Origin of the sequence: Mesorhizobium sp. B2-4-3 (assembly GCF_006442815.1) — a bacterium.
Classification (GTDB): domain Bacteria; phylum Pseudomonadota; class Alphaproteobacteria; order Rhizobiales; family Rhizobiaceae; genus Mesorhizobium.
The window spans coordinates 261,222-283,267 of record NZ_VFVL01000002.1 but is presented as its reverse complement, the minus strand read 5'-3'; the positions used below and the strand labels follow the sequence as shown (position 1 = coordinate 283,267).

The following is a 22,046-nucleotide window of genomic DNA, read 5'->3' as shown; positions in this document are numbered from 1 at the left end:
AACCGCAACGGTTTCATCATGCTCCGAAGGTCCACAGAAAACAGCCCTAGGAACCAACCCCGGGTCGGCTCAAACCAGCCCGCTCAACGCCTCGAAGAACGCCACGAGCTCCCCATCCAGCTTGTCGTCCACCGGTTCCGGCTGCGACGACATCTTGGCGATGACCACTTCGCTCTTCGGATTGACGTAAAGCCACTGGCCGTGGATGCCGATGCCGCAGAAGGCGCCGCTGTCATGGCCGGTCTGGTACCATTTGTTGCGGTAGCGTCCCTTCGGGAACAGGAACGCCATCGTGCCGCGTTGCCAGGCCTCAAAGCTGCCGCCGGTGGCGACCGTGTCTCGCACCCAGGCTTCCGGCACGATGCGGCGGCCATTGGCGGTGCCGCCCTGCCGCATCATCTCGCCGATGCGGGCAAGGTCGCGCGGCGTCATCGACATGCCGCCGGCCGTGCGCGCCGTGCCTTCCATGTCGACCGTCACCGACATTTCGCTTGCGGCACCCAGCGGCTGCCACAGTTTCTCGCTGAGCAATTGGCTGACGCGCTTGCCGGAGGCGCGTTCGACCAGGATGCCGAGCACATCGGAATTGGGCGAACGGTAGCGATAGGTCTGGCCATGCGGCTCGGCAAGCCGCTGGATCGTCATCAGGAATGCCGCGAGGCTTTCCGATCCGCCGCCGGGGTTCCACAACGTCGAGCGTCGGTAGCGGGCAAAGGCGCTTTCCGGATCGAGATAGGCTTCCTCGAAATCGAGGCTGACCGTCATGTCGAGCACGTTGCGCACGCTCGCATCGCCATAGGCGGAGCCCTTGGCTTCGGGGATGTATTCTGTAACCGGTGCGTCGAGGTCAAATATCCCCTCACCTTCCAGTATGCCTGAGAGAATCACCGTCACCGACTTGCTGATCGAAAAGATGATGTGGCGGGCTCCGAACGGCATATGCGGCGCCGACCAGTCGCCGATCAGCTTGCCCGCCTTGAGGATCGTCAGCCCGTCCGTGTCGGAACGCTTCAGGAAGCTCTCGACGGTCTCGCCGCCACCGGCGAGCGGTATCTTTTCCTCAAGCAATGCGCCGAGCGATTTCGCTTGGCTCTCGCCGCCGGGCGCCGCCGCGACATGCACGCTCGGCACCAGCTCGCCGACATTCTGGAAGGACCATCGGTTGAACGGCGCCAGTCGCCAGTTGTCGAGCCGCACATCCTTGCGGGCAAAGCCATATTTGGTCTCGAACGCGGTCTTGCCGGTCACGACACTCTCCCGGATCTTATTTGCGGTTTCAGGCCAGCGCGGCGGCGATGGCGTGCACCGCCTTCTGCGTCGCCACCGAATAGGCGGAGTTGAGGAAATCCGGATAGGTCGAAAGCTTCACCACGACCATCCGGTGTTCCCAGCTCATATGGATCAATTGGCCGAACACGCCGCGGCACATCAGCGAGCGCGAGCGCGAATCCTCGATCCAGAACTGGTTGCGGTAGCTGCCGTCCGGCAGGCTCGGGCTGAAATTCGGCCCGTGCTTGCCGTTGCGCGTCGCCTCGATCCAGTCGGCCGGGATCACGCCGCCGCCATTGTCGAGAATTAGTTGCCCGAAGCGGCCATAGTCGCGCAGCGTCGCGTTGAAGCCGCCATCGGCCAGCGCATAGCCGGCACTGTCGACGGTGAAGCAGGCGCTCTCGTCGGCGCCGAGCTTCTGCCAGAGTTCTTCGGAGACGAGCCGCGCCAGGCGCTTGCCGCTCACCCGTTCCATGATGAAGGCGAGCACATCGGTCTCGATTGAGCGGTATTCGAAGGCCTCGCCATGCGGGCGCACTCTGTCCTTCAGCCGCAGGATCAGCTCGAACAGGTGCGACGGCCACGCAAATTCCGGGTCGCTGCCCGGCGGGATGGGCTTCCAGCCGGTCGCGACATCGACCTGACCAATCTCGGAGTAGCGATCGGTGTATTCCTCGGAAAAGCGCACGCCCGTCGTCATGTCGAGCACCTGCAGCACGGTGGCGCCGGCCCAACCGGTCTCGCCGAGCTCCGGCAGATAGTCGGTGACCAGCCTGCCCGGATCGATCAGGCCGCGCCCGACCAGGATGCCGCACACCGCTCCGGTGACCGATTTCGCCATCGATTGCGACAGATGCAGCGTGCGCTCGTCCATGCCGTTGAAATAGCGCTCATAGGCTATTCTGCCGTCCTTCAGCACCAGGAAGCCGTCGGCATAGGTGTCGTCGAGCAGGCCGGCGAGCGTTGTCGGCGCTCCGTTGCTGTCCACGACAGCCAACCCATCGAGGTCGACTTCGTTGCGCTCCAGGCGATGGCGATGGCCGCTGCCGCGCCAGACCTCGACCGTCGGCAGGAATTCGCGGATGTGCTGGAAGGCCCAGCGGTTCCACGGCGGCCGGTCCCAATCGAGCTTCGGCGGCACCAGCTTCGGTGGCGAGCCCTGCATGATCGGCGGCCGTGGCTCGGAGTTGCGATAAGACGTCATAGTGTCCTCCCAGCAGACACAAGAAAGGGAGGCCGGAGCCTCCCCTCCTTCATGCGTTCCGGCAAAATTATTTGCGCAGGTTGGTCCAGATCTTGTTGTAGATCTCCACCACGTCAGGTGGGCATGGCGGCACGAATTCCGGCGTCGGCGAGCCGGCCGGAGGGCTGATTTCCGGCGAGTTGGCGAATTCCGTAGGCAGGAATTTGTGGCTGCCGGCGATGCCATTGTCGTAGCCGGCGAACTCCGAGATCAACGCCGCGTTCTCAGGCGCCATGACGAAGTCCTGGAACAGCTTGGCGTTCTCGAGGTTCTTGGCCCCCTTCAGCACCGCGACATTGTCCATCCAGCCTTCGATGCCTTCCTTCGGATAGGAATACTTGATCGCCGGTATCTTCTGGCGCGAGCGGTAGCTGGCGCCGTTCCACTGCTCCGACACGATGACGTCGCCGGAGGTGATCTTGGTGATGGTATCGTAGCTGAAGGTCTTCCAAGACGGCTTGGCGGCCATCAGTATGTCGTTGACCTTCTTCAGGCTGGCCTTGTCGGCGCCGCAGCGCGGCACGCCGGCGTAGCGCTCGGCCGCGTGCATGACGGTGTTGACGTCGTCGAGCACATTGATCTGGCCCTTGAGCTCGTCCGGCGGGTTGAACAGGATCGCCAGCGTGTTGATGTCGCCCTTGAACTTGTCCATGTTGACCGAGAACGCCGTCGTGCCGAACTGCCACGGTGCGGTGTAGTGCCGGCCGGAGTCCCAATAGACGTCGACGAAGCGCGGATCGATGTTCTTGCCGTTTGGCATCGCGTTTGGCTCGGTCTTTTCGAGCAGGCCCTCTTCGACCATGATCTTCACGGTATAGTCCGACGGCACGACGATGTCGTATCCGGAATTGCCGGCGCGCACCTTGGACAGCATCGTTTCGTTGGAATCGTAGTCGTCGAGCGTCACCTTGACGTTGTACTGCTTCTGAAACTTGTCGATCAGCTTGGGGTTGGTGTAGTCGCCCCAGTTATAGATATGCAGTTCGCCGTCGGCGAGCGCCGGTACTGCCCATAGCAGAACGGCCGCGGAAACGGCCGTCATCAGTTTTCCAGACATTTTATGTTCTCCTTGCCTTCCCATTGTTGTGTTGGAGCTCTTGGATCATTTTGCGCGTCGCCGTGCGATCAGGAACGAGACCGAGACGAACAGGATCGACACCAGGAGCAGGATGGTCGAGATGGCGTTGATCTCCGGCGTCATCGGCCGCCGGATCTGGTTCCAGATATAGAGGGGCAGCGTCGTCTGGCCGGGGCCGGCGACGAGCTGCGTGATGGTGAAATCGTCGAAGGAGACGATGAAGGCCAGCGCCGCGCCCGACATGATGCCGGGGACCAGCAGCGGCAGTGTGATGCGCTTGAAGGCGTTCCACGGCGTCGCGTAAAGGTCGGCCGCCGCATATTCCAGCGTCAGGTCCATGTCCTCGAGCCGCGCCCTGATCGGCATATAGGCGAAGGGGATGCAGAACACTGTGTGGGCGAAGATCAGATTGCCGATGCCGAAATTCAGCCCGAACGTCCCGGCGATCAGCGCGAAGAAGGAAAGCGTCGCCACCGCCGTGATGATCTCCGGCACCATCAGCGGCAGGTTGATGACCATGAATGCCGCGGCAAGCCCGCGCCATGGCTTCACCCTTGTCATGCCGATCGCGGCAAGAGTCGCGCAGATGGTCGAGACGATCGTCGCGGTCACCGAGATGATCAGCGTGTTCTTCGCGGCGCTGTGGAACTCCTCGTTGAGGAACGCGCTACCGTACCAATTGAGCGTGACGCCTTCCCAATGCGTGACCAGCGAGCCGCTGTTGAACGAGAAGATCATTAGGATCAGCACCGGTATATAGAGCACCAGCAGGCAGATGATGGCGATCGAGCGGAAGCCCGGCTGGTCCTTGATGTCCATGACGCGGGGCTCAGCCATGCTGCATCTTCCCCGACGTGTTGCGGACATAGAAGAACAACGCCACCAGCACCGCCGCCATCAGGATTAGTGCCTGCGCGCAGCCGAGCGGCCAGTTGCGGCCCGAACCGAATTGCTGCGCGATGAGATCGCCGATCATCAGGTGCACGCCGCCGCCCAGGATCAGCGGCGTCACATAGGCGCCGAGCGCCGGGATGAAGACGAGCAGGCAGCCGGCGATGATGCCGGGCTTGGACAGCGGGATGATCACTCGCCAGAGCACCTGCCGGCGCGTCGCGTAAAGATCGTAGGCTGCCTCGACCAGGCGGAAGTCGAGCTTCTCCAGGCTCGAATAGAGCGGCAGCACCATGAACGGCAGGAAGGCGTAGAGCAGGCCGAGCTGGATGGCGAAGTTGGTGTAGAGCATCGTGATCGGCTTATCGATCACGCCGAGCGCCAGAAGCGCGTCGTTGATCAGGCCCTCGTCGCGAATGATGAACATGATCGCCAGCGTGCGGACCAGAAGGTTCGACCAGAACGGGATAGTGATCAGAAGCACCCACCAGTTGCGCTGCGCCGGCGATCGCGTCGCCATGAAATAGGCGGTCGGAAACCCGAGCAGCAGGCAGATGATCGTCGTCACCACCGCGAACAGGAAGGAGCGCAGGTAGATGATCAGGAAATCCGGCGTGAATTGCAGCGTATCGTCGAAAATGTCCCGCTGGAACAGGAAGTTCAGATAGGCGTCGGTCGAGAAATGCCATTGCACGCCGCCATAGGGCGCGGCGACGAGGAACGAGTAGACGCAGATGATGATGAGCGGCAGCACGCCGAATATGCCGATGATGATCAGCGCCGGCAGCGACAGCAGCCGGTTGCGCCGCGCGCCGGCTTTCACCGCCTGGGCCTCGAACAACGCGGCCTTGGAGAGCGGTGGTTGCGACAGCGGGCTTGGGGAGAGCGTGGCTGTCGTCATCAGTCTTTCAGAACGCGGGCGGCGTCCTCCTCGAACTGGATGCCGACCTTGGCGCCGGTCGCGTAGGTCACCGGCGACGAGCGGCTGTTCTGATGGCGCACGATGAAATTGTCGCCGCCGTCGAGCTTCACGTGATAATGCGTGTCGGTGCCGAAATAGACGATGTTGGACAGCGTTCCGGCGATCGTGCCCTTGGCCGGATCGGGCACAAGATCGGCATGCTCGGGCCGCACCACCAGCGTCACCTCGTCGGTCGGATCGAAGCCTTCCGGATAGCCTGCGGCGATCGTCGCGTTGCTGGCGAACTTGACCGTCGCCACCCCGGCCTGCTTCGACACCACCGTGCCTGGCAGGAAATTCGTCTCGCCGATGAAGTCGGCGACGAAGCGTTCGGCCGGCCGGTCGTAGATGTCGCGCGGCGTGCCGACCTGCAGGATCTTGCCGGCCGACATGACCGCGATACGGTCGGACATCGTCAGCGCTTCTTCCTGGTCGTGGGTGACGAAGATGAAGGTGATGCCGGTTTCGTTCTGCAGCCGCTTCAATTCGATCTGCATTTCCTTGCGCAGCTTGTAGTCCAGCGCAGACAAAGGCTCGTCGAGCAGAAGCACCTTCGGCTGCGGCGCCAGCGCCCGGGCCAGCGCCACGCGCTGCTGCTGGCCGCCCGAAATCTGGCTGGTGCGGCGCGCCTTCAGCGCCTCCATCTTGACCAGCTTCAGCATCTGGGCGACACGCGCTTCGGTCTCCCCTTTCGGCTTGCCGAGCATTTCCAGCCCGAAGCCGATATTCTGCGCCACCGTCATGTGCGGGAAGAGCGCGTAGCTCTGGAAGACAGTGTTGACCGGGCGCTTGAAGGGCGGCAGCGGCGCGATGTCCTGCCCGTGCAGCAGGATCTCGCCGGCGGTCGGGAAATCGAAGCCGGCAATCAGTCTCAGCAGCGTCGTCTTTCCGCATCCGGACGGGCCGAGCAAAGTGAAAAACTCGTTTTCGCGGATCGACACCGACACCGTGTCGAGAGCGGCTACCTGGTTTTCGCCGGTACCAAAGACCTTGCGAACACCGCGAACTTCAATCGCGTTCTTACCCGGTTGTTCCGGCACGATTACCCCATTGAGAGAGCCTGCTCTTGTCGGCAGGTGTGTTCCTGTTTGATTGTCACCACAAGCCGGTCGGCTTGGCAACTGCGCAGCAGTGACTCGATCCGAGTCCCTATTCAATTAAGCAATTCCTATGCCATCGTTAGGCTTGGTAGGTGATCTTCCCTCCGCAGATGGTGGTCACCGGACGCACGGTGTGCAGCGCTTCCGGCGCGGTCGCCTCGATATCGGCCGACAAAACGACGATATCGGCGAGATATCCGGTTTTGAGGCGACCCTTGCGGTCCTCCTTGAACTCGGCGTAAGCGCCCTCGACCGTGTAGCCCTCTATTGCTTCCTGCAACGAGAAGCTCTGGTCCGGCATGCCTTCTGCCCAAGGCTTGCGCATCACTGCCGCCTGGATGGACAGGATCGGATCGACCGGCGAAACCGGCCAGTCGGACGCGAACACCACGCGCGCGCCGGCATTTTTCAGCGTGCGCCAGGCATAGCTCAGCGCCCACTTGTCGCGGCCGATGCGCGAGATCGTCGGCTCCATCGGGAAGTTCATGGCGCCGGGCGGATGTGCCGGCTGCATCGAGGCAAGCACGCCAAGCTCCGCGAAGCGCGGCACGTCGGAGGCCGTGGTCACCTCGATATGCTCGACGCGATGCCGGCTGTCGCGCCGGCCGTTCTTCTTGAGCGCCGTCTGGTAGCCGTCGAGCACCGCCCGCACCGCGCCGTCGCCGATCGAATGCACGGCAATCTGCAGGCCGCGCCTGTCGGCTTCGACCGCCACTTCGGCGAAATGCTCCGGCGAAAACAGCGGCTCGCCGCGCCATCCGGGACGGTCGGCATAGTCGTCGACCATCACCGCCGTCCAGGAATCCAGCACGCCGTCGTAGAAGAGCTTGACCATGCCGGACGACAGCCATTCCGAATTGTAGCTCGCGGCCATCCGCGAGGCTTTTTCCAGCATGTCCAGCTTCATGAAATTCTTGAAATGGAACGGGATCTTGGTGCGGCAAAGCAGCCGCCCCTCTTTTTCCAGCCCGGCCAGCAACTCGAGCTGGTAGAGATTGCCGTCCATGTTCTGGATCGAGGTGATGCCATGCTTGGCGCACCATTCAAGGCCGCGATGCATCAGGTCGCGATCGGCTGCCAGTTCCTTCGCCGAAGGATAGGGATCCGGCTCGGCGCCCTCGAGGCCGAGCCGCGTCCGGTTTGCCCCGTAATGGTCGAGGAGCGGCCCGAACGCCTCGCCTTCGCGCAGCTCGCCGGCGGCAAGCCCGTCGGCGCCCATGACGATCTCGTTGCCTTGTCCGACCTGCCTGCCATGCAGCAGCCCGGCCTCTTCCAGTGCCTTGGTGTTCGCCCACATCGTGTGGTGGTCCGAAGCCGACATGGCGAAGGGCCGGTCGGGAATGATGCGGTCGAGATCGTGGCGCGTCACCGGCTCCGGCAGGATCGCGTAGTCGACGCCGGCGCCGATCAGAAGCCTGGCGTCCGGGCGCTTGGCGGCGAAATCCTGGATCGCGTCGCGCAACGCGTCGAAGCCGTGCACGCCCGCCAGATGCAGATTGTCGAGCTCGGCCGCGCCGCCGAAGAGATGCATATGTGCTTCGATGAAGCCCGGCAGGACGGAGCCGCCCTGGGCGTCGACGACCTTTGTCGCCGGTCCCTTGAGTTCTTCGATAGAAGCGCGGTCGCCGATGGCAATGATGACGCCGTCCTTGACGGCAACAGCCTCGGCAGCGGGATTGTCATCGTCCATGGTCAGCACGCGGCCGTTGACGACCACCAGATCCGCACCACCATCCGCAACCGACATCGCGACTCCACATTCTGCTGAGGGACCGACACGCCACGTCCGACGAGCCGCCGCTCCACCGGGCGACGCCATGAACAAAAGTCGATGCCGATGCGCCGTCTTCGAAATTCCCCTTGTTATCGTGGAAGACAGCGTGGATAAAGAATGCGACTGTTTATTCGCGTTTGTCAACAGCCGGAATTTGGAATGTATAGTGGACTGCACCGCGCGCCGATGGTGAGGCCGAGCGGGGAACGGGGGGGGCAACGAGCAGTGAAGCGCAGTCTCGACCGCAAGACCAAGATAGCGCTCGAACCGCGCAAGCAGCCGCGGCAGCAACGGTCAAGCAAGGTGGTCGACAGGATACTAGACGCGGCGCTGATCCTGACGCGCGAGCAAGGAACCAGAACGCCGACGACGCTCGCCATCGCGCAGCGCGCGGGCTTGTCGGTCGGTTCGGTTTATCAGTACTTTCCCAACAAGGAGGCCATTCTTCTGGACCTGGCCCGGCGTTGGCTGTCATCTTTTCCCAAGGTCATCCAGAAGCGCATCGACGTCCCCCGGCCAACCAACCGCGACGAATTTCGGCGCGAAGTGCGTAAGCTCTTCATCGACACGTCCAGGCTCTATCTCGACAACGCCACGTTGATGCCGGTGATCGAGGCCATATCCGGCAATGCCGACCTGAGGCCGATCCAGGACGAATATGACAAGGAGATCATCGCCCTCTACGCCGCGTGGCTGCAGCATGTGAATCCGGCTCTCGAAGACAAGATCGCCAGCCGGCTCGGCGTGCTGATGATGGAAGTCGGCCATGTCTGCCGGCTTGTCGGGCTGAAGAGGGACCGCAGGACATTCGACCTCATCGAGGACGATGTGGAAGCCATGTGGCTCGCTCTGGTGACCCCCCATCTCAACCTCGAGTGATTTTCGCACCTCCAACCGATTTCGCACTTCCAGGGGAATTTCTATGAAAACTGTCTATTCGCCGCTTCATGCCGGCCATTCAGGCCAGATGGAACTGGTCACATCGGCGATCGTGCCGGGCTTCGAGAAGCCGTCGCGGGCCGAATTCATCAGGGCGCGGGTGGAGAGCGAGAAGCTCGGGCCGATCGTCGGACCGACCGAGCACGACCTCGCCGCCGCCAAACGCGTGCATGAAGCCCGTTACATCGATTTCCTGCCGACGGTGTGGCCGGAATGGGTTGCCGCCGGCTTCAAGGGCTCGGCCATGGGCTTCACCTGGCCGACGCGCGGCCTGCGCGGCGACGTGCCGCCGAAGCGCGTCGATGCCTTGCTCGGCTATTATTCCTTCGACGCCGGCGCCACCTTCGTCGAAGGCACCTGGGCGGCGATCAAGTCCTCCTATGACGTCGCGCTGACCGCCGCCGCTTTGGTCAAGGGCGGCGAGCGCACCGCCTTCGCGCTTTGCCGCCCGCCCGGCCATCACGCCGGCGCTGCTTTCATGGGCGGCTACTGCTTCATCAACAACGCCGCCGTCGTCGCGCAGTGGTATCGCGACCAGGGCGCCAAACGCGTCTCGATCCTCGATGTCGACTACCATCACGGCAACGGCACGCAGGAGATCTTCTACCGCCGCGGCGACATCCAGGTCCTCAACCTGCATGGCGACCCGATGGTCGAGTATCCGTTCTTCCTCGGTCATGCCGACGAGCGCGGCGAAGGCGAAGGCGAAGGTTTCAACGTCAATTACCCGATGCCCTTCGGCACCAGCTGGGACGGCTGGAGCGCGTCGCTGGAGGATGCCTGCGCCAGGCTCGCGGCCTACGCCCCCGATGTTGTCATCGTCTCGCTCGGCGTCGACACGTTCGAGAAGGATCCGATCAGCCAGTTCAAGCTGAAGAGCGAGGACTACCCCAAGATCGGCCGCCGCATCGCCAGGCTCGGCCTGCCGACGCTGTTCGTCATGGAAGGCGGCTACGCCGTCGAAGAGATCGGCATCAACGCCGTCGGCGTGCTGACCGGTTTCGAGGATCGCTAAGCCAATCCCGTTCAAGGAGATACGCCCTCGGATGCAACCGGGGGCGTATTTTTACGACCCCGCCGCGAAATCATCGGCTCAATTCGACTTTGAAATCACCGCCAAGTAACGCCAAGACCGGCTGCTGAGTCGCAAAGCGAGTCCATCAGATTCGATTTTGTCAAATCGCGTTTGATGTCGGATTCATCTGCGGGTAGATTAGACCCGAATCAGCCGGTCCATGGGGGGCGCGGCGACCACCCAAAGTCTCAAGTCCCGGCGCCAGGCCGGTACCAGACGCGGACGGTTTCGCGTTCCCTAGAGGGATTCGGCGCGGTTGGCGCCGTTCGCGCCCGTGGGTGTGTCTTCGTAAACGTGACGCGTTTCGGGTCCGGCCGCTGGTTTTGCCAGCACCGGGCACAAGGATCGATTCCGGCAAGAATCCAAGAATTGAAAATGAGCAGTCCCGCCGCGCTTCTCCAACCCGACGCTTCAGGCTCGCGCCTGACGTCGCGCGGCGATCTCACCAGCTTCTTCATGCAGCTTGCCGCCGATATCGGCGCCGACAGCTACATGCTGGTCGCCATCGTGCATGACCAGGACCGCAACGATGCGCGCATCGTCTCCTCGAACTGGATCTTCGATGCCATCGAGCTGATCGGCAAAAGGCTGATTGCCAACCTGGCGCTGGGCCCCTTGACCGTGGCGCCGGGCGTACGCCCGAAGCCGCTGGTGGCGGCGCACGCGCCCGACGCCGGCGCATTACTGACCGGCGAGGAAGCCCGCCTGCTCGACGTGCTCGGCCACGCCGAGATCTATTCGTTGCGGCTCAACGTCGGCCGGCAGCGCGTGTTCGTCCTGTTCTCGGCCGCCGAGGCGGGCAAGATCGACCTGGCCGCCCTGATGAAGGCGCAGATCAAATGCTGCTACGCGCTTTCCAGCATTCCGCAGCTGATCGCCGCGGCGTCCATGCAGGATCCGCTGTCGGACCGCGAGCGCGAATGCCTGTTCTGGGTTTCGGAAGGCAAGACCACCGATGAGGTGGCCGTCATCCTCGGTGTCTCGTCGAACACCGTCAACAGCTACATCACGCACGCCATCCAGAAGTTCGCGGCCTCGAACCGCGCGATGGCGATCGCGACCGCGATCAGGAGCGGCATCATTTGAAGCACGCACAGGTCAAAGAGGCCGCCGCGGCCCTTTTCAACGATCAGCGCAATCCGTTCGGCGCCTTCTCGCTCGGCTCGGAGACCCATCACGCGGTCACCATTCCGGATGCCGTGCGCCGCTGCCGCTGGATCGCCGTCGATATCAACGCCTCGGCCTTCGGCCTCTATTTCGTCAGCCCCTCGCCCGAGCGCGCGCGTCTCGTGGCGTGTTTCGATTCCGACTATCCCGGCACCGCTGTCGCGACCAAGTTCATCTCCGGCGCCAATGGCGAGGACATGGTGCGCCACAGCCGCATCTCGACGACGCCGCGCTGGTGGGCCGACGACGGCGCCGCCGGATCGCGGCAAGCCTTTCAGCAGCTCGCCTGGACCGAGCCGACCGCGCCGCTGGCGCCCGGCACCAACGGCATCGCCTTTCCGGTGCATGCCGATCGCGGCCAATTAGGGCTGGTCGTCTTCATGGGCTCGGAGATCGCTCTGTCCGACGAAACGCTGTGCGAGATCCATGCCCGCTCCTTCGCGCTTTTCGCGGCGGTCGCCCGCATCCGCCCCGGCGACACCGGCAGGACGCGCTCGATCTCCAAGCGCGAGCTTGAATGCCTGAAGCTGACCGCCAACGGCAACACCAGCGAGGAGATCGCCAAGCTCCTCAAGCTCTCGGTGCATACCGCCAACCAGTACCTCACCCAGTCGACGCAGAAGCTCAACGCGGTCAACCGCAACCAGGCGGTCGCCAAGGCGTTGCGGCTCGGCCTGATCGAATAGCTACACAGCCGCGGCGCTGTAAACGCTGCAGCGAGATTGGCTCGGCTGCAATCAAATCGTCAGGGGAATGCGAGCGGCTCGGTCCTGCGGATGCGAGCCTCTTCGATCGCGTCCTCGAGCAAGGCGGTGTTGTGCTCGGGCGTCTCGCCGGGCTTCTCGAACGACACGTAGTTGACCACCACGGACGCCTCGTGCTCGGTCAGCGTCAGCTGGAAATAGACCGTCACGCCGCGCGGCCGCAGCTCGAGATCGAGCACGATGCGCGGGCTGCCGCTCCAGTCGACATGCGCCTCGCCGCCATGGCCGAGCCGCAGCGTGCCCGGCCGGAAGTAAAGCTCGGCCGCCGAATCCACCAGGTCCGACAGGCAGGCGAAATGCTCGAGCCGGATGAAGGCGATATAGTCGGCAACGTCGATGAGCCTCAATTCGCCCACCACGGGCTCGATGGCGCTGGCGACGATCAGCTCGCGGGAATTGGCGTGTGGTTGCCGGTCCATGGATTAGCGGCGTCCGTTCATTGGGTTGCTTTGCGCGTGGCCTTCTTCGAGTAGACGATCCGCACCAACTCGGCGACCGCCTGGTAGAATTGCGACGGGATCACGCTATCAACCGAAACTTGCTTGTACATGGAGCGCGCGAGCGCCACGTCCTCGAAGATCGGGATGTTGTTCTCCCTGGCGATCTCGCGGATCTTGAGCGCCACCAGGTCCTGCCCCTTGGCCAGCACGATCGGCGCGGAATCTTCCTCCCGCACATATTTCAGCGCGATCGAATAGTGCGTCGGGTTGGCGATCACCAGCGTCGCGCGCGGCACGGCCGTCATCATGCGCTTGCGCGCCCGGTCGCGCGCCAGCGAGCGCAGCCGCGACTTGACGATCGGATCGCCTTCCGACTGCTTCAGCTCGTCCTTGACTTCCTGCTTGGTCATGCGCAGGTCGCGCCGCCAGTGGAAACGCGACCAGACGATGTCGACCACCGCGATCAGCCCCATGACGAAGACGATCGCCACCAATATGTCGATGAAGATGCCGCGTATGACCAGGCCGAACGAGACCGGATTGGTGATCATCCCGGCGAGCAGCTTGCGATGATCTTCCGAGAGCGTGAAGGTCAACACCGCGATAGCGAAGCCGAGCTTGGCCAGCGACTTCAGGAATTCGACCCAGCCCTGCACGCCGAACATCCGGCTCCAGCCCTTGGTGATCGAGATGCGCGACAGCTGCGGCCTGATCCGTTCGCCGACGATTTGCGGCATATTCTGGAACACCGAGGCGCCGATGCCGGCAACCGTCAGCAGCACCAGCAGGCTGACGACGGCGCCGCCGATCTCGACCATGACCTGCTTGTAGAGCGAGATGACGTCGGTCTCGGTGTCCATCGGCCAGGCTTCCGGCTTTTCCAGGAACGTCGACAGGAACATGCCGAGATCGACGATCGCGTCCTTGGCGTAGAAGACGGCGAAAACCAGTATGGCGAGGAAGGACGCAAGGATCGCGGTCTCACGCGAATGGGGCAGCTTGCCCTGTTCGATCGTGTCGCGGATCTTCTTTTCTGTGGCTTCCTCTGTTTTGGAATCCTTGTCGACCGCTTCAGCCATGGCTCTTTGACCGGGTGGCTATCGTCAGGCGGCTTCGGCGGTGGCGGTCTGCGTCGAGGGCAGATCGAAAGCCCCTTCGCGCGACAGCCGGATGGCGGCGACCGATATGCTCTTGCGCGCCGCCATGATGTCGGCAAGCGCAATGCCTTCCGATCCTTGTCCGAGTTCGGATTCGATCATGCGGCGAGAGCGCGCGCCGATCGCCGAGAGCGCCGATTCGGCGAGTTCCGACGGCGCGCCCCGCAGCGCCAGCGTGACGAGCTCGGTCGATAGCCCGTCGAACAGCAGAACCCGGGCTTTCTGCGGCAGCAGCGGCAGGTCGTCGAAGGCGAACAGCCGCGCCCTGACGCCGGCGAGATCGGGCGTGCCGACGTCCTCCAGATCCTGCATGAGGTCGTCCAGTTCCGGCTTCGCCATTTCGTTGAGCATGCTGGCGACGCGCTCCTGGCCCGCAGTGGTGTCCCGGCTCGCTTTCTGCGACAGCACGCTCATGCGCAGCTGGTTCTCGACGATCCGCGATGCCGCGTCCGGGATGTTGGCCATTGTCACCATGCGTTTGATGATCTGGCTGCGCATCGGCTTTTCCATGGTGAGCAGCACGTTCGCGGCCGTCTGCGGCGCGAGCTTCGAAAGCACCATGGCCGAGGTCTGCGGATGCTCTCCGGCAAGGAAGCCGCCAAGGCGCGCCGGCTCGAGCTTCTCGAGGTCCGGCCATATCGGCGGCGGCCCTTCCGGGACCGGCTCGAACTTCTTGTCGCCCATGATGGCGCTCATCTCCTCGGGCGACAGCGATTCGTTGAGGATCGTATCCATCCGGTCGGCTGAATCGAGCAGGCCGGCGCCCTCGGTGAACTCGGCTTCGAACTCGGCGACGATACGTTCCAGATCGGCCTGTGGAATGGTGCGTAAGAGACGCGCACCCTCGATCAGCGCCTTCAGCTCGTCCTGTTTGAAGAATTTGAGCAGACGGCTGGCCGCGGGCTTGCCCATGGCCACCAATATGGCTGCCGCCTTTTGCGGACGTGTCAGCGCTAATGCCGTCGTCATGCGTATTGCCCTCGCTGCCGATTGGTCCGCTCGCCGGCCATTCTCAGGCGCTCTTCGTCGCGGCGATGATTTCGGTGAGCCGGATGCCGAAACGCGTCGGATCGCTTTCCAGCACCGTGATCTCGCCACGCGCTATTCTGCGGCCGTTGACCACGACGTCGACCGGCTCGCCGATGCGGCGATTGAGCGCGACGGTGGAACCCTTCTGCAGCGCCATCAGCTCCGACACGGGCATCTCGGTGCTGCCCAGGATGATCTGCACGTCGACCGGAATGGTCATGATGATCGAGGAATTGGCCCCCGACCGAAGCGCATCGTCCGGACGGCCCTCCTCTTCACGGAGCACGCCGCGCAGTTCTTCGATAGCGCGATCAAGCTGCTCGTTTGGTTGGCCGGTTTCCGTTTCGGCCTCGGCTTCCACATTTGTCGCTGCCATGCTTCGTCTCCATGAATCCCGGGCCTGGCGTCAGCCCGGCATCAGTCCGTCGATGAAATCCTGCCCGGCATCATGCGGATGGCTGATGCGGACGGTGTAGTTCTGCCCCAGCTTGCCGAACTCGCAGACAAACAGTGTCTTGTCGCGGGCGCTGAGCCTGGCGTTGAGCTGCGCGTTCTCCTCGAATTCGATCACCTGGCCGGGTTCGAACGCGGCGAGGTCGCCGAGCGTCAGCCGGGCGAGCGGCATCGTCGCCTCGAGCCGGACGGTCGAGCGCATCACCTCTTCGGAGAAGCGGGCCCGCCAGTCGAATTCCGTGGTCTCGCCGTTCTCGCCCGTGGCGACGTCGCCGCTGCGCGAGGAAAGCAGCAGGCGCTGCGGGATCGTCACCGTGAGCGTGCCGCTGTCGGACGGTATCGACAGGCCATAGACGATGCGCACGGCGGCGCCGTCGCGCAGCACGCGCCGCCTCGCATCGTTGCCCGACATTGCTTTCGGCACCGGCAGGCGCAGGTCGAGCGAACGTTTGCCGGAACCGTTGAGCGCCGCCGCGACCTCCTGGAACACGCTGGTAGCGACATCGGCCTCGATCTGCGACAGGTCGCGCTCGATCGGCGCCACCGGCTGGTCGGGATCGCCGCCGAACAGCGCGCTCACCATGACGGCGACCGCTTGCGCATCCATCACCAGCGTCATGGCGTCGGCCGAGGCCGGCGAGGCAACGACGGTCAGCGCAAAGGCATCGCCGGCGCGCGAACGCGCCTCGGGAACGCGGCCGACCTCCACCGCTTGCAGGTCGACGGCCACCGGCGCGCCGAGCTCGCCCGCAAGCGCCTTCTGCAACACCGGCAGCGCCCGCTCGGCCATGCCGCGGCCGACGCCGATCACCTGCGCCGCCTCGCCGCTGTCGCCGACGAGCCGCTCGATGATCAACTCCCGGGTTTGCGAAGGACTGCCCGGACTTGTCATGACGGCAGGCGGCCTTGTCTGGGATGCTGCATGCTCAGGCCGCCTTCTTCTCGGCGGAGCCGGCGTTCATGGTGCTCTGCTCGACGGCATCGATCGTCGGACGCTCGTAGGAAGAGATGGTCTTGCGACCGAATTCGATCGCCACCTGCGGCAAGGCGCCGTTCATATACGCAAGCAGCGTCTGCTTGACGATGATGTAGAGGCGGTTCTTCTTTTCGCGCACCGTCTTGATCTTGGTGGCCACCGGACCCACCACGGCATAGGACAGGAAGATGCCGAGGAAGGTTCCGACGAGTGCCGCGCCGATCAGGCCGCCGAGGATTTCCGGCGACTGGTCCAGCGCGCCCATCGCCTTCACCACGCCGAGCACGGCCGCCACGATGCCCAGCGCCGGCAGGCCGTCGCCGACCGCGACCATCGCGTGATAGGCCTTCAGCTTGTCGGTGCGGATCGTCTGGATCTCTTCGTCCATCAGCGCTTCGATCTCATGCGAGCGGGCATTGCCGATGATGATGATGCGGCAATAGTCGCAGATGAAGTGTGTCAGGTCGTGGTTCTTCAGCACGGTCGGAAAGGCCTGGAAGATGGCCGACTCCTCCGGATTGTCGATATGCGCCTCGACTTCGCTGCGCGACTTCGAGCGCAGCTCGCGCATCAGGCTGTGCAGGACGCCCAGCGTCTCGAGGTAGTCGCGCTCCTTCGGCACCGCCTGCTTGAAGGCTTCGAGAATACCCTTGCCGGTATCCTTGACCGTCTTCATCGGATTGGCGACGAGGAAGGTGCCGAGCGCAGCGCCGCAGATGACCACCGCTTCCCATGGCTGCAGCAGCACATGCAGATGCCCGCCCATGGCCATGAAGCCGCCGAGGACGCAGCCGAGCGTCACCACAAGTCCGATCAGAATGCCCACGACAGGTCCTTCCGCATATCACGTCGTGGATCAGGGATAGTCCCCGTGCCTTGTGTGAGGCTTGAATCGAAGGCAGCGAACGCGATTCAGCTTCGCGCAAGGAAGTGACGCTATTGTGCTGCGATAGCTTCGGCCGGAGGCATGTCCTTTGCTCAATACCTACACCAGCTACCAGTTGATCGTCAAAGATATCACCAAGTCCATTGCCCGCATCGAGCAGCAGCCGACGGTCGATCGCGATACCCAATATTATCTGGACAACATCACCAACGTGAAATCGATCGACGATTTCGTCAACAACGACCGCCTGTTCAAATATGCCATGAAGGCCTACGGGCTGGAGGACATGGACTATGCCAAGGCCTTCATGGTCAAGGCGCTCAAGGAAGGCGTGTCCGATCCCGACAGCTTCGCCAACAAGCTGACCGACAAGCGCTACGCCCAGTTCGTCAGCGCCTTCAATTTCGCCGCCAACGGCGCCGATACGACGGTTTACAACAAGGCGCAGCAGTTGGTGACCAAGAACTATGCGCTGCAAGTCCAGATCGGCGCCTCGCAGACCGGGCTCGCTTACTACCAGAGCGAGACCGCCTACTACGCCACCAACATCTCCAAGGTGAAGTCGATCGACGATCTGATGGGCGACAGCCGCCTGCTGACATACGCGATGGCCGCATTTGGGCTGGACGCTGAAACCGAACCGGCAGCAACCGTCAGGGCGATGCTGGAAGGTGGCGTCAGCGATCCCAACAGCCCCGCCAACAAGCTGACCGACAAGAGCTACGCCAATTTCGTCGCCGCTTTCGACTTTGCCCAGTACGGCGACCAGACGACCACCCGCGATCAGGTCCAGCAGGCAGTTCCGGCAGGCTACGTGGCTGGAACCGGATTGAAACTGGTCGAGCCGAGCGCGCAATACATCAAGAGCGAGGCCGATTATTACGCGGCAAACATCTCCAAGGTGAAGTCGATCGACGACCTCATGGCCGACAAGCGTCTGCTGACCTTCGCCATGGCTTCCTACGGACTGGATGCGTCGACCGAAACATCGCGGCAGATCCGCACGATGCTCGAGGGCGGCGTCAGCGATCCTGACAGCCCTGCAAACCAGCTGACGGACAAACGCTACGCCAACTTCGTCACGGCTTTCGACTTTGGCCAATATGGCGATCAGACGACGTCGCGCGATGTGGTGCTGAAAGACACGCCGAAGATCTATACGACGGAGTCGGCGCTTGGCCTGATCCCGCCGAATGCGGGCTACATCGCGTCAGAGACCGCGTACTACCTTGCCAATGTCACGAACGTGAAATCCATCGACGATCTGATGGCCAACAGCCGATTGTACAACTATGCGCTCTCGGCTTATGGGCTCGATCCGGCCACGGAGAGTAAGGACCTCATCCGCAGCGTCCTTGCCGGCGGCGTTCGCGACCCCGACAGCGTCGCCAACAAGATGACCAACAAGGCCTATGCCGGGCTCGCCACCGCCTTCAACTTCGAGCAGTACGGCGAAAATGCGACCACCACCAACCCGGCGCAGCAGCCGACTGTCGACATGTACATGCGCCAGACACTGGAGGAGGATGCCGGCAAGACCAATGAAGGCGTGCGGCTGGCGCTTTATTTCCAGCGCAAGGCACCGGACATCGCCAGCTGGTACGACGTGCTCGCCGACACCGCTTTAGCCAGCGTGGTCCGCAGCGCGCTCGGCCTGCCCGATTCCTTCGCCACCGCCGACATCGACAAGCAGGCGCAGCTCTTCGAGCAGAAGCTAGACATCTCGGACTTCACCGACCCCGAGAAGCTCGGCAAATTCCTGACCCGCTTCACCAGCATGTACGAGATCGACCATCCGACCTCGACGGCCGTGTCATCGGTCAGCGTGCTCTTTGCGCAGCCGACCAGTGTCGGCATCTCCACCGATCTGATGATGGCCATGCAGCAGTTGAAGTTCTGAGAAGATCATGCAGGACAGTCTTTACGTCGCCCTTTCCTCTCAGATCGCGCTCGAGCGTCGTCTCGACACCATCGCCGATAACGTCGCCAACGCCTCGACCATCGGCTTTCGCGCCACCGGCGTGAAGTTCGAGGATGTGGTCTCGGGCACCGGGCCGAAGTCGGTCTCCTTCGCCTCGCCCGGCAAGACCTATCTTTCCGGCGCGCATGGCGCGTTGACCGAAACCGGCAACCCATTCGACTTCGCCGTCCAGGGCGACGCCTGGTTCGCGATCGAGACGCCCGCCGGCACGGTGATGACGCGCGATGGCCGCTTCTCCATGAACGAGAACGGCGAACTGATGTCGATCGAAGGCTACCCGGTGCTGGACAGCGGCGGCGCTCCGATCCAGCTCGATCCGCGCAACGGCCCGCCCAAGGCGGGCGCCGACGGCTCGCTCAGGCAGAACGACCAGCTGGCCGGCGCGATCGGCCTCTACAATTTCGACCCTGGCGAGAATTTCGTCCGCTACGGCAATTCGGGCATCGTTCCGGCGCGCACGCCCGAACCCGTCACCGATCGCTCGGACGTCGGCGTCGCTCAAGGGTTTCTGGAAGAATCGAACGTCAACCCGGTGCTGGAAATGACCCGGCTGATCCAGGTGCAGCGCGCTTTCGAGAACACGGCGGCGATGATGCGGCAGACCGATTCCTCGACCGACGACGCGATCAAGACGCTTGGCTCGAAGTGACGGCATGACGACCGCCTCGTCCTTGTTGCGCGCTTCCGAAGGCCCGGCGGATACCGGACGTGCCGACAGGCTGGCCGCGCTCGAACGCGTCTGGCGGCGGTTCGACGATCCGCAGGCGCTGCTTTCGCGCGGCGGCCGCGTCGCCGAGATATCGCCGACGCATTACAAGGTCCGCGGCCTGTCCGGGATTGCCAGGCTCGGCGACATCGTCGAGCAACGCGGCAAGGCCGGCGCACGCCGCGGCGAGATCGTCAAGATCGGCAGCGACGAGGTGGTGGTCGCGCCTTTCGAACGCAGCACCGATGCCGGCATTGGCGATGCCGTCTTTCGCCGCGGCCCGCTCGCGGTCGCGCCGCATGTCTCCTGGCGCGGGCGTGCCATCGATGCCTTGACCCGCGTCATTGACGGCGGACCGCCGCTGATCAGGCCGAATGCGGCCGATGTCGCGGACGGCGCGACGCCCGGCGCCCTGGCGCGCCAGCGCGTCGGCACCGGCTTCCTCACCGGCGTCAGGGTGATAGACATCTTCACCCCGCTCTGCTTCGGCCAGCGGCTTGGCATCTTCGCCGGTTCCGGCGTCGGCAAGTCGACGCTGCTTGCGATGCTGGCCGGCGCCGAGGCCTTCGATACGGTGGTCGTGGCGCTGATTGGCGAACGCGGCCGCGAGGTGCGCGAATTCCTCGAGGATACGATCGGCGCCGAGAGCCTGGCCAAGACCGTCGCCGTCGTCGCCACCAGCGATGAAAGCGCCATGATGCGCCGGCGCGCGCCCGACACCGCCATGTGCGTGGCCGAGCATTTCCGCGACCAGGGCCATCGCGTGCTGCTGGTGCTGGACTCCATCACCCGCTTCGCCCATGCGCTGCGTGAGGTGGCGACCGGAACCGGCGAGCCGCCGGTCGCGCGCGGCTATCCGGCCTCGGTCTTCACCGACCTGCCGAAGCTGCTCGAACGCGCCGGGCCGGGAGCCGAAGGCCCCGGCGTTAAAGGAAGGGGTTCGATCACCGCCATCATTTCCGTGCTGGTCGATGGCGACGACCACAATGATCCGGTCGCCGACTCGGTGCGCGGCATCCTCGACGGCCATGTCGTGCTCGACCGTTCGCTTGCCGAGCAGGGTCGTTATCCGCCGGTCAATCCGCTGTCGTCGATCTCGCGCCTTGCCGACAAGGCCTGGAGCCCGGAGCAGCGTATGCTGGTGACAAAGCTGAAATCGATGATCGCGCGCTTCGAGGACACGCGCGACATCCGTCTGCTGGGCGCTTACCAGAGCGGCGCCGATGCCGAGCTTGATAACGCGGTGCGCCAGGTGCCGCTGATTTATGAGGCGCTCACGCAATCGCCGAGGGACCGCGCATCGGTCGATCCGTTCGCCGACCTCGCCCGCCACCTCAAGGGGAAGCTGAATGGCGATCAAGGAGACTGAGTTCCAATACACCGAGCGCATGTTGCGCGACATGCTTGCCGAGGCCGAGGCGGCGGAAAGGGCCGAGGCCGACGCGGCAAGACTTGCCAAGGACAAGGCCGCGCGCGCCAAGGCTGAGAAGGCGACGGCGCTTCTGACCAAAGCCGAAAGGCCGCATCCGCCGCGGACATTCACCACCGGTACCGCCGACGTTGCACAGGCCAGCCGCGATTCGTTGCTCGATGGCCTTTTTCCCCGCGCCGAATGGCCCGAGCCGCCGAAAGCCCAGTTCCCGCGCCTCACCGACAAGAGCGCCGACCGCCGCAGCGATTTAGTCATCGCCGCGCTCGGCATCACGCTCGGCCTTATCTGCGCGTTGTTCCCCTGGTATATCTTCTTCAATCAGGAGCAGTTCGGCGTTCAGGCGATCAAGTTCGGCGGCAGCGGCAGCAATTTTGGACGCGCCGGCGGTGGCGTCGTGGCCGAACGCAGCAGGCCGCTGCCGGCCAAGGACGTTCCCAACGCCGATATCGACCTGTTCGCCACCGGAACGGTGCAGGACGACCCTGCGCCGCCGCCCGGCGACCAGCCCTTCCCGGCCGCCGCTTCGGAATTCAAGATGGTGCATGTCGCCAACGGCCGCGCCATGATCGAGGACGATACCGGTCTGTGGATCGTCCAGCGCGGCTCGGTTCTGCCCGATTCCAGCCGCGTCGCCTCGATCGAGCAGCGCGGCGGCAAGTGGGTGATCGTCACCAGCACCGACAAGCTGATCCAGCTCTCCAGGTAGGAACCCGGGCCTTACAGCT

21 protein-coding genes are annotated in these 22,046 nt (G+C 63.7%); 8 read left to right on the top strand and 13 right to left on the bottom strand.

All coding sequences use genetic code 11. The annotated features are described in order from the left end of the window. Nucleotides 1–69: 69 nt before the first annotated feature. The 7 genes from FJ956_RS03655 to FJ956_RS03625 all read right to left on the bottom strand — a co-directional run bounded on the left by FJ956_RS03655 (nt 70) and on the right by FJ956_RS03625 (nt 8,289). A complete protein-coding gene (locus FJ956_RS03655) occupies nt 70–1,248 on the bottom strand; it encodes a serine hydrolase (protein ID WP_140677978.1) in 1,179 nt (392 codons plus the stop codon). A 28-nt stretch (nt 1,249–1,276) separates the two neighbouring features. Then, nucleotides 1,277–2,473 (bottom strand): serine hydrolase, encoded by a 1,197-nt coding sequence (locus tag FJ956_RS03650; RefSeq protein ID WP_140677981.1) that lies wholly within the window; start codon nt 2,471–2,473, stop codon nt 1,277–1,279. A gap of 67 nt (nt 2,474–2,540) precedes the next feature. Next, entirely contained in the window at nt 2,541–3,569 is a 1,029-nt protein-coding gene (locus FJ956_RS03645; protein WP_181170218.1) for an extracellular solute-binding protein, read from the bottom strand. Between the two features lie 45 nt (nt 3,570–3,614). Next, nucleotides 3,615–4,427, bottom strand: coding sequence for an ABC transporter permease (locus FJ956_RS03640; protein WP_140677984.1), 813 nt, complete (start codon nt 4,425–4,427; stop codon nt 3,615–3,617). Then, a complete protein-coding gene (locus tag FJ956_RS03635) occupies nt 4,420–5,382 on the bottom strand; it encodes an ABC transporter permease (RefSeq protein ID WP_140677987.1) in 963 nt (320 codons plus the stop codon). Before FJ956_RS03635 ends, FJ956_RS03640 begins: the two co-directional genes overlap by 8 nt. Next, nucleotides 5,382–6,482, bottom strand: coding sequence for an ABC transporter ATP-binding protein (locus FJ956_RS03630; RefSeq protein ID WP_140677989.1), 1,101 nt, complete (start codon nt 6,480–6,482; stop codon nt 5,382–5,384). Before FJ956_RS03630 ends, FJ956_RS03635 begins: the two co-directional genes overlap by 1 nt. A gap of 139 nt (nt 6,483–6,621) precedes the next feature. Further along, complete coding sequence (locus FJ956_RS03625; protein ID WP_140677994.1) at nt 6,622–8,289, bottom strand: amidohydrolase; 1,668 nt, start codon at nt 8,287–8,289, stop codon at nt 6,622–6,624. Between the two features lie 252 nt (nt 8,290–8,541). Between FJ956_RS03625 and FJ956_RS03620 the strand changes: the two genes are divergently transcribed. The 4 genes from FJ956_RS03620 (at nt 8,542) to FJ956_RS03605 (ending at nt 12,183) form a co-directional block, all read left to right on the top strand. After that, complete coding sequence (locus FJ956_RS03620; RefSeq protein ID WP_140677996.1) at nt 8,542–9,195, top strand: TetR/AcrR family transcriptional regulator; 654 nt, start codon at nt 8,542–8,544, stop codon at nt 9,193–9,195. A 43-nt stretch (nt 9,196–9,238) separates the two neighbouring features. Continuing rightward, nucleotides 9,239–10,270, top strand: a complete 1,032-nt coding sequence (locus FJ956_RS03615) for a histone deacetylase family protein (RefSeq protein WP_140677998.1) — start codon at nt 9,239–9,241, stop codon at nt 10,268–10,270. A 435-nt stretch (nt 10,271–10,705) separates the two neighbouring features. Next, nucleotides 10,706–11,416 (top strand): helix-turn-helix transcriptional regulator, encoded by a 711-nt coding sequence (locus tag FJ956_RS03610; RefSeq protein ID WP_140678000.1) that lies wholly within the window; start codon nt 10,706–10,708, stop codon nt 11,414–11,416. Continuing rightward, a complete protein-coding gene (locus FJ956_RS03605) occupies nt 11,413–12,183 on the top strand; it encodes a helix-turn-helix transcriptional regulator (protein ID WP_140678002.1) in 771 nt (256 codons plus the stop codon). Before FJ956_RS03610 ends, FJ956_RS03605 begins: the two co-directional genes overlap by 4 nt. Nucleotides 12,184–12,242: 59 nt before the next feature. On the opposite strand, the gene FJ956_RS03600 is transcribed toward FJ956_RS03605, so the two are convergent. From FJ956_RS03600 to motA, 6 genes are read right to left on the bottom strand one after another with little or no spacing between them, the layout of a single operon-like run. After that, complete coding sequence (locus FJ956_RS03600; protein ID WP_140678004.1) at nt 12,243–12,680, bottom strand: hypothetical protein; 438 nt, start codon at nt 12,678–12,680, stop codon at nt 12,243–12,245. A gap of 17 nt (nt 12,681–12,697) precedes the next feature. Next, the gene (gene flhB / locus FJ956_RS03595) at nt 12,698–13,780 is read right to left on the bottom strand and encodes a flagellar biosynthesis protein FlhB (RefSeq protein WP_140678006.1); all 1,083 of its coding nucleotides are present in this window, start codon (nt 13,778–13,780) and stop codon (nt 12,698–12,700) included. 24 nt (nt 13,781–13,804) lie between these two features. Next, nucleotides 13,805–14,827, bottom strand: a complete 1,023-nt coding sequence (locus tag FJ956_RS03590; RefSeq protein ID WP_140678008.1) for a flagellar motor switch protein FliG — start codon at nt 14,825–14,827, stop codon at nt 13,805–13,807. Nucleotides 14,828–14,870: 43 nt separating this feature from the next. After that, nucleotides 14,871–15,263, bottom strand: a complete 393-nt coding sequence (gene fliN / locus FJ956_RS03585; protein ID WP_140678010.1) for a flagellar motor switch protein FliN — start codon at nt 15,261–15,263, stop codon at nt 14,871–14,873. A gap of 30 nt (nt 15,264–15,293) precedes the next feature. Further along, complete coding sequence (locus FJ956_RS03580) at nt 15,294–16,232, bottom strand: FliM/FliN family flagellar motor switch protein (RefSeq protein WP_140678012.1); 939 nt, start codon at nt 16,230–16,232, stop codon at nt 15,294–15,296. A gap of 34 nt (nt 16,233–16,266) precedes the next feature. After that, a complete protein-coding gene (motA, locus tag FJ956_RS03575) occupies nt 16,267–17,142 on the bottom strand; it encodes a flagellar motor stator protein MotA (RefSeq protein ID WP_140632262.1) in 876 nt (291 codons plus the stop codon). Between the two features lie 148 nt (nt 17,143–17,290). Between motA and FJ956_RS03570 the strand changes: the two genes are divergently transcribed. From FJ956_RS03570 to FJ956_RS03555, 4 genes are read left to right on the top strand one after another with little or no spacing between them, the layout of a single operon-like run. Then, complete coding sequence (locus tag FJ956_RS03570) at nt 17,291–19,102, top strand: DUF1217 domain-containing protein (RefSeq protein ID WP_140678014.1); 1,812 nt, start codon at nt 17,291–17,293, stop codon at nt 19,100–19,102. Between the two features lie 7 nt (nt 19,103–19,109). Further along, entirely contained in the window at nt 19,110–19,832 is a 723-nt protein-coding gene (gene flgF / locus FJ956_RS03565; protein WP_140678018.1) for a flagellar basal-body rod protein FlgF, read from the top strand. Nucleotides 19,833–19,836: 4 nt separating this feature from the next. Continuing rightward, on the top strand, nt 19,837–21,258 hold the full coding sequence (gene fliI / locus FJ956_RS03560; RefSeq protein ID WP_140678022.1) for a flagellar protein export ATPase FliI: 1,422 nt from the start codon (nt 19,837–19,839) through the stop codon (nt 21,256–21,258). Further along, entirely contained in the window at nt 21,239–22,027 is a 789-nt protein-coding gene (locus tag FJ956_RS03555; protein WP_140678025.1) for a hypothetical protein, read from the top strand. Before fliI ends, FJ956_RS03555 begins: the two co-directional genes overlap by 20 nt. The last annotated feature ends 19 nt before the right edge of the window (nt 22,028–22,046 follow it).

Bases quoted from the DNA above. Each gene is read 5' to 3' on its own strand.
- FJ956_RS03610 (WP_140678000.1), top strand. From the start codon at position 10,706: ATGAGCAGTCCCGCCGCGCTTCTCCAACCCGACGCTTCAGGCTCGCGC.
- fliN (WP_140678010.1), bottom strand. From the start codon at position 15,263: ATGGCAGCGACAAATGTGGAAGCCGAGGCCGAAACGGAAACCGGCCAA.
- flhB (WP_140678006.1), bottom strand. From the start codon at position 13,780: ATGGCTGAAGCGGTCGACAAGGATTCCAAAACAGAGGAAGCCACAGAA.
- FJ956_RS03580 (WP_140678012.1), bottom strand. From the start codon at position 16,232: ATGACAAGTCCGGGCAGTCCTTCGCAAACCCGGGAGTTGATCATCGAG.
- fliI (WP_140678022.1), top strand. From the start codon at position 19,837: ATGACGACCGCCTCGTCCTTGTTGCGCGCTTCCGAAGGCCCGGCGGAT.
- FJ956_RS03635 (WP_140677987.1), bottom strand. From the start codon at position 5,382: ATGACGACAGCCACGCTCTCCCCAAGCCCGCTGTCGCAACCACCGCTC.
- FJ956_RS03645 (WP_181170218.1), bottom strand. From the start codon at position 3,569: ATGTCTGGAAAACTGATGACGGCCGTTTCCGCGGCCGTTCTGCTATGG.
- FJ956_RS03615 (WP_140677998.1), top strand. From the start codon at position 9,239: ATGAAAACTGTCTATTCGCCGCTTCATGCCGGCCATTCAGGCCAGATG.
- FJ956_RS03650 (WP_140677981.1), bottom strand. From the start codon at position 2,473: ATGACGTCTTATCGCAACTCCGAGCCACGGCCGCCGATCATGCAGGGC.
- FJ956_RS03555 (WP_140678025.1), top strand. From the start codon at position 21,239: ATGGCGATCAAGGAGACTGAGTTCCAATACACCGAGCGCATGTTGCGC.
- FJ956_RS03600 (WP_140678004.1), bottom strand. From the start codon at position 12,680: ATGGACCGGCAACCACACGCCAATTCCCGCGAGCTGATCGTCGCCAGC.
- FJ956_RS03625 (WP_140677994.1), bottom strand. From the start codon at position 8,289: ATGTCGGTTGCGGATGGTGGTGCGGATCTGGTGGTCGTCAACGGCCGC.
- FJ956_RS03640 (WP_140677984.1), bottom strand. From the start codon at position 4,427: ATGGCTGAGCCCCGCGTCATGGACATCAAGGACCAGCCGGGCTTCCGC.
- flgF (WP_140678018.1), top strand. From the start codon at position 19,110: ATGCAGGACAGTCTTTACGTCGCCCTTTCCTCTCAGATCGCGCTCGAG.
- FJ956_RS03590 (WP_140678008.1), bottom strand. From the start codon at position 14,827: ATGACGACGGCATTAGCGCTGACACGTCCGCAAAAGGCGGCAGCCATA.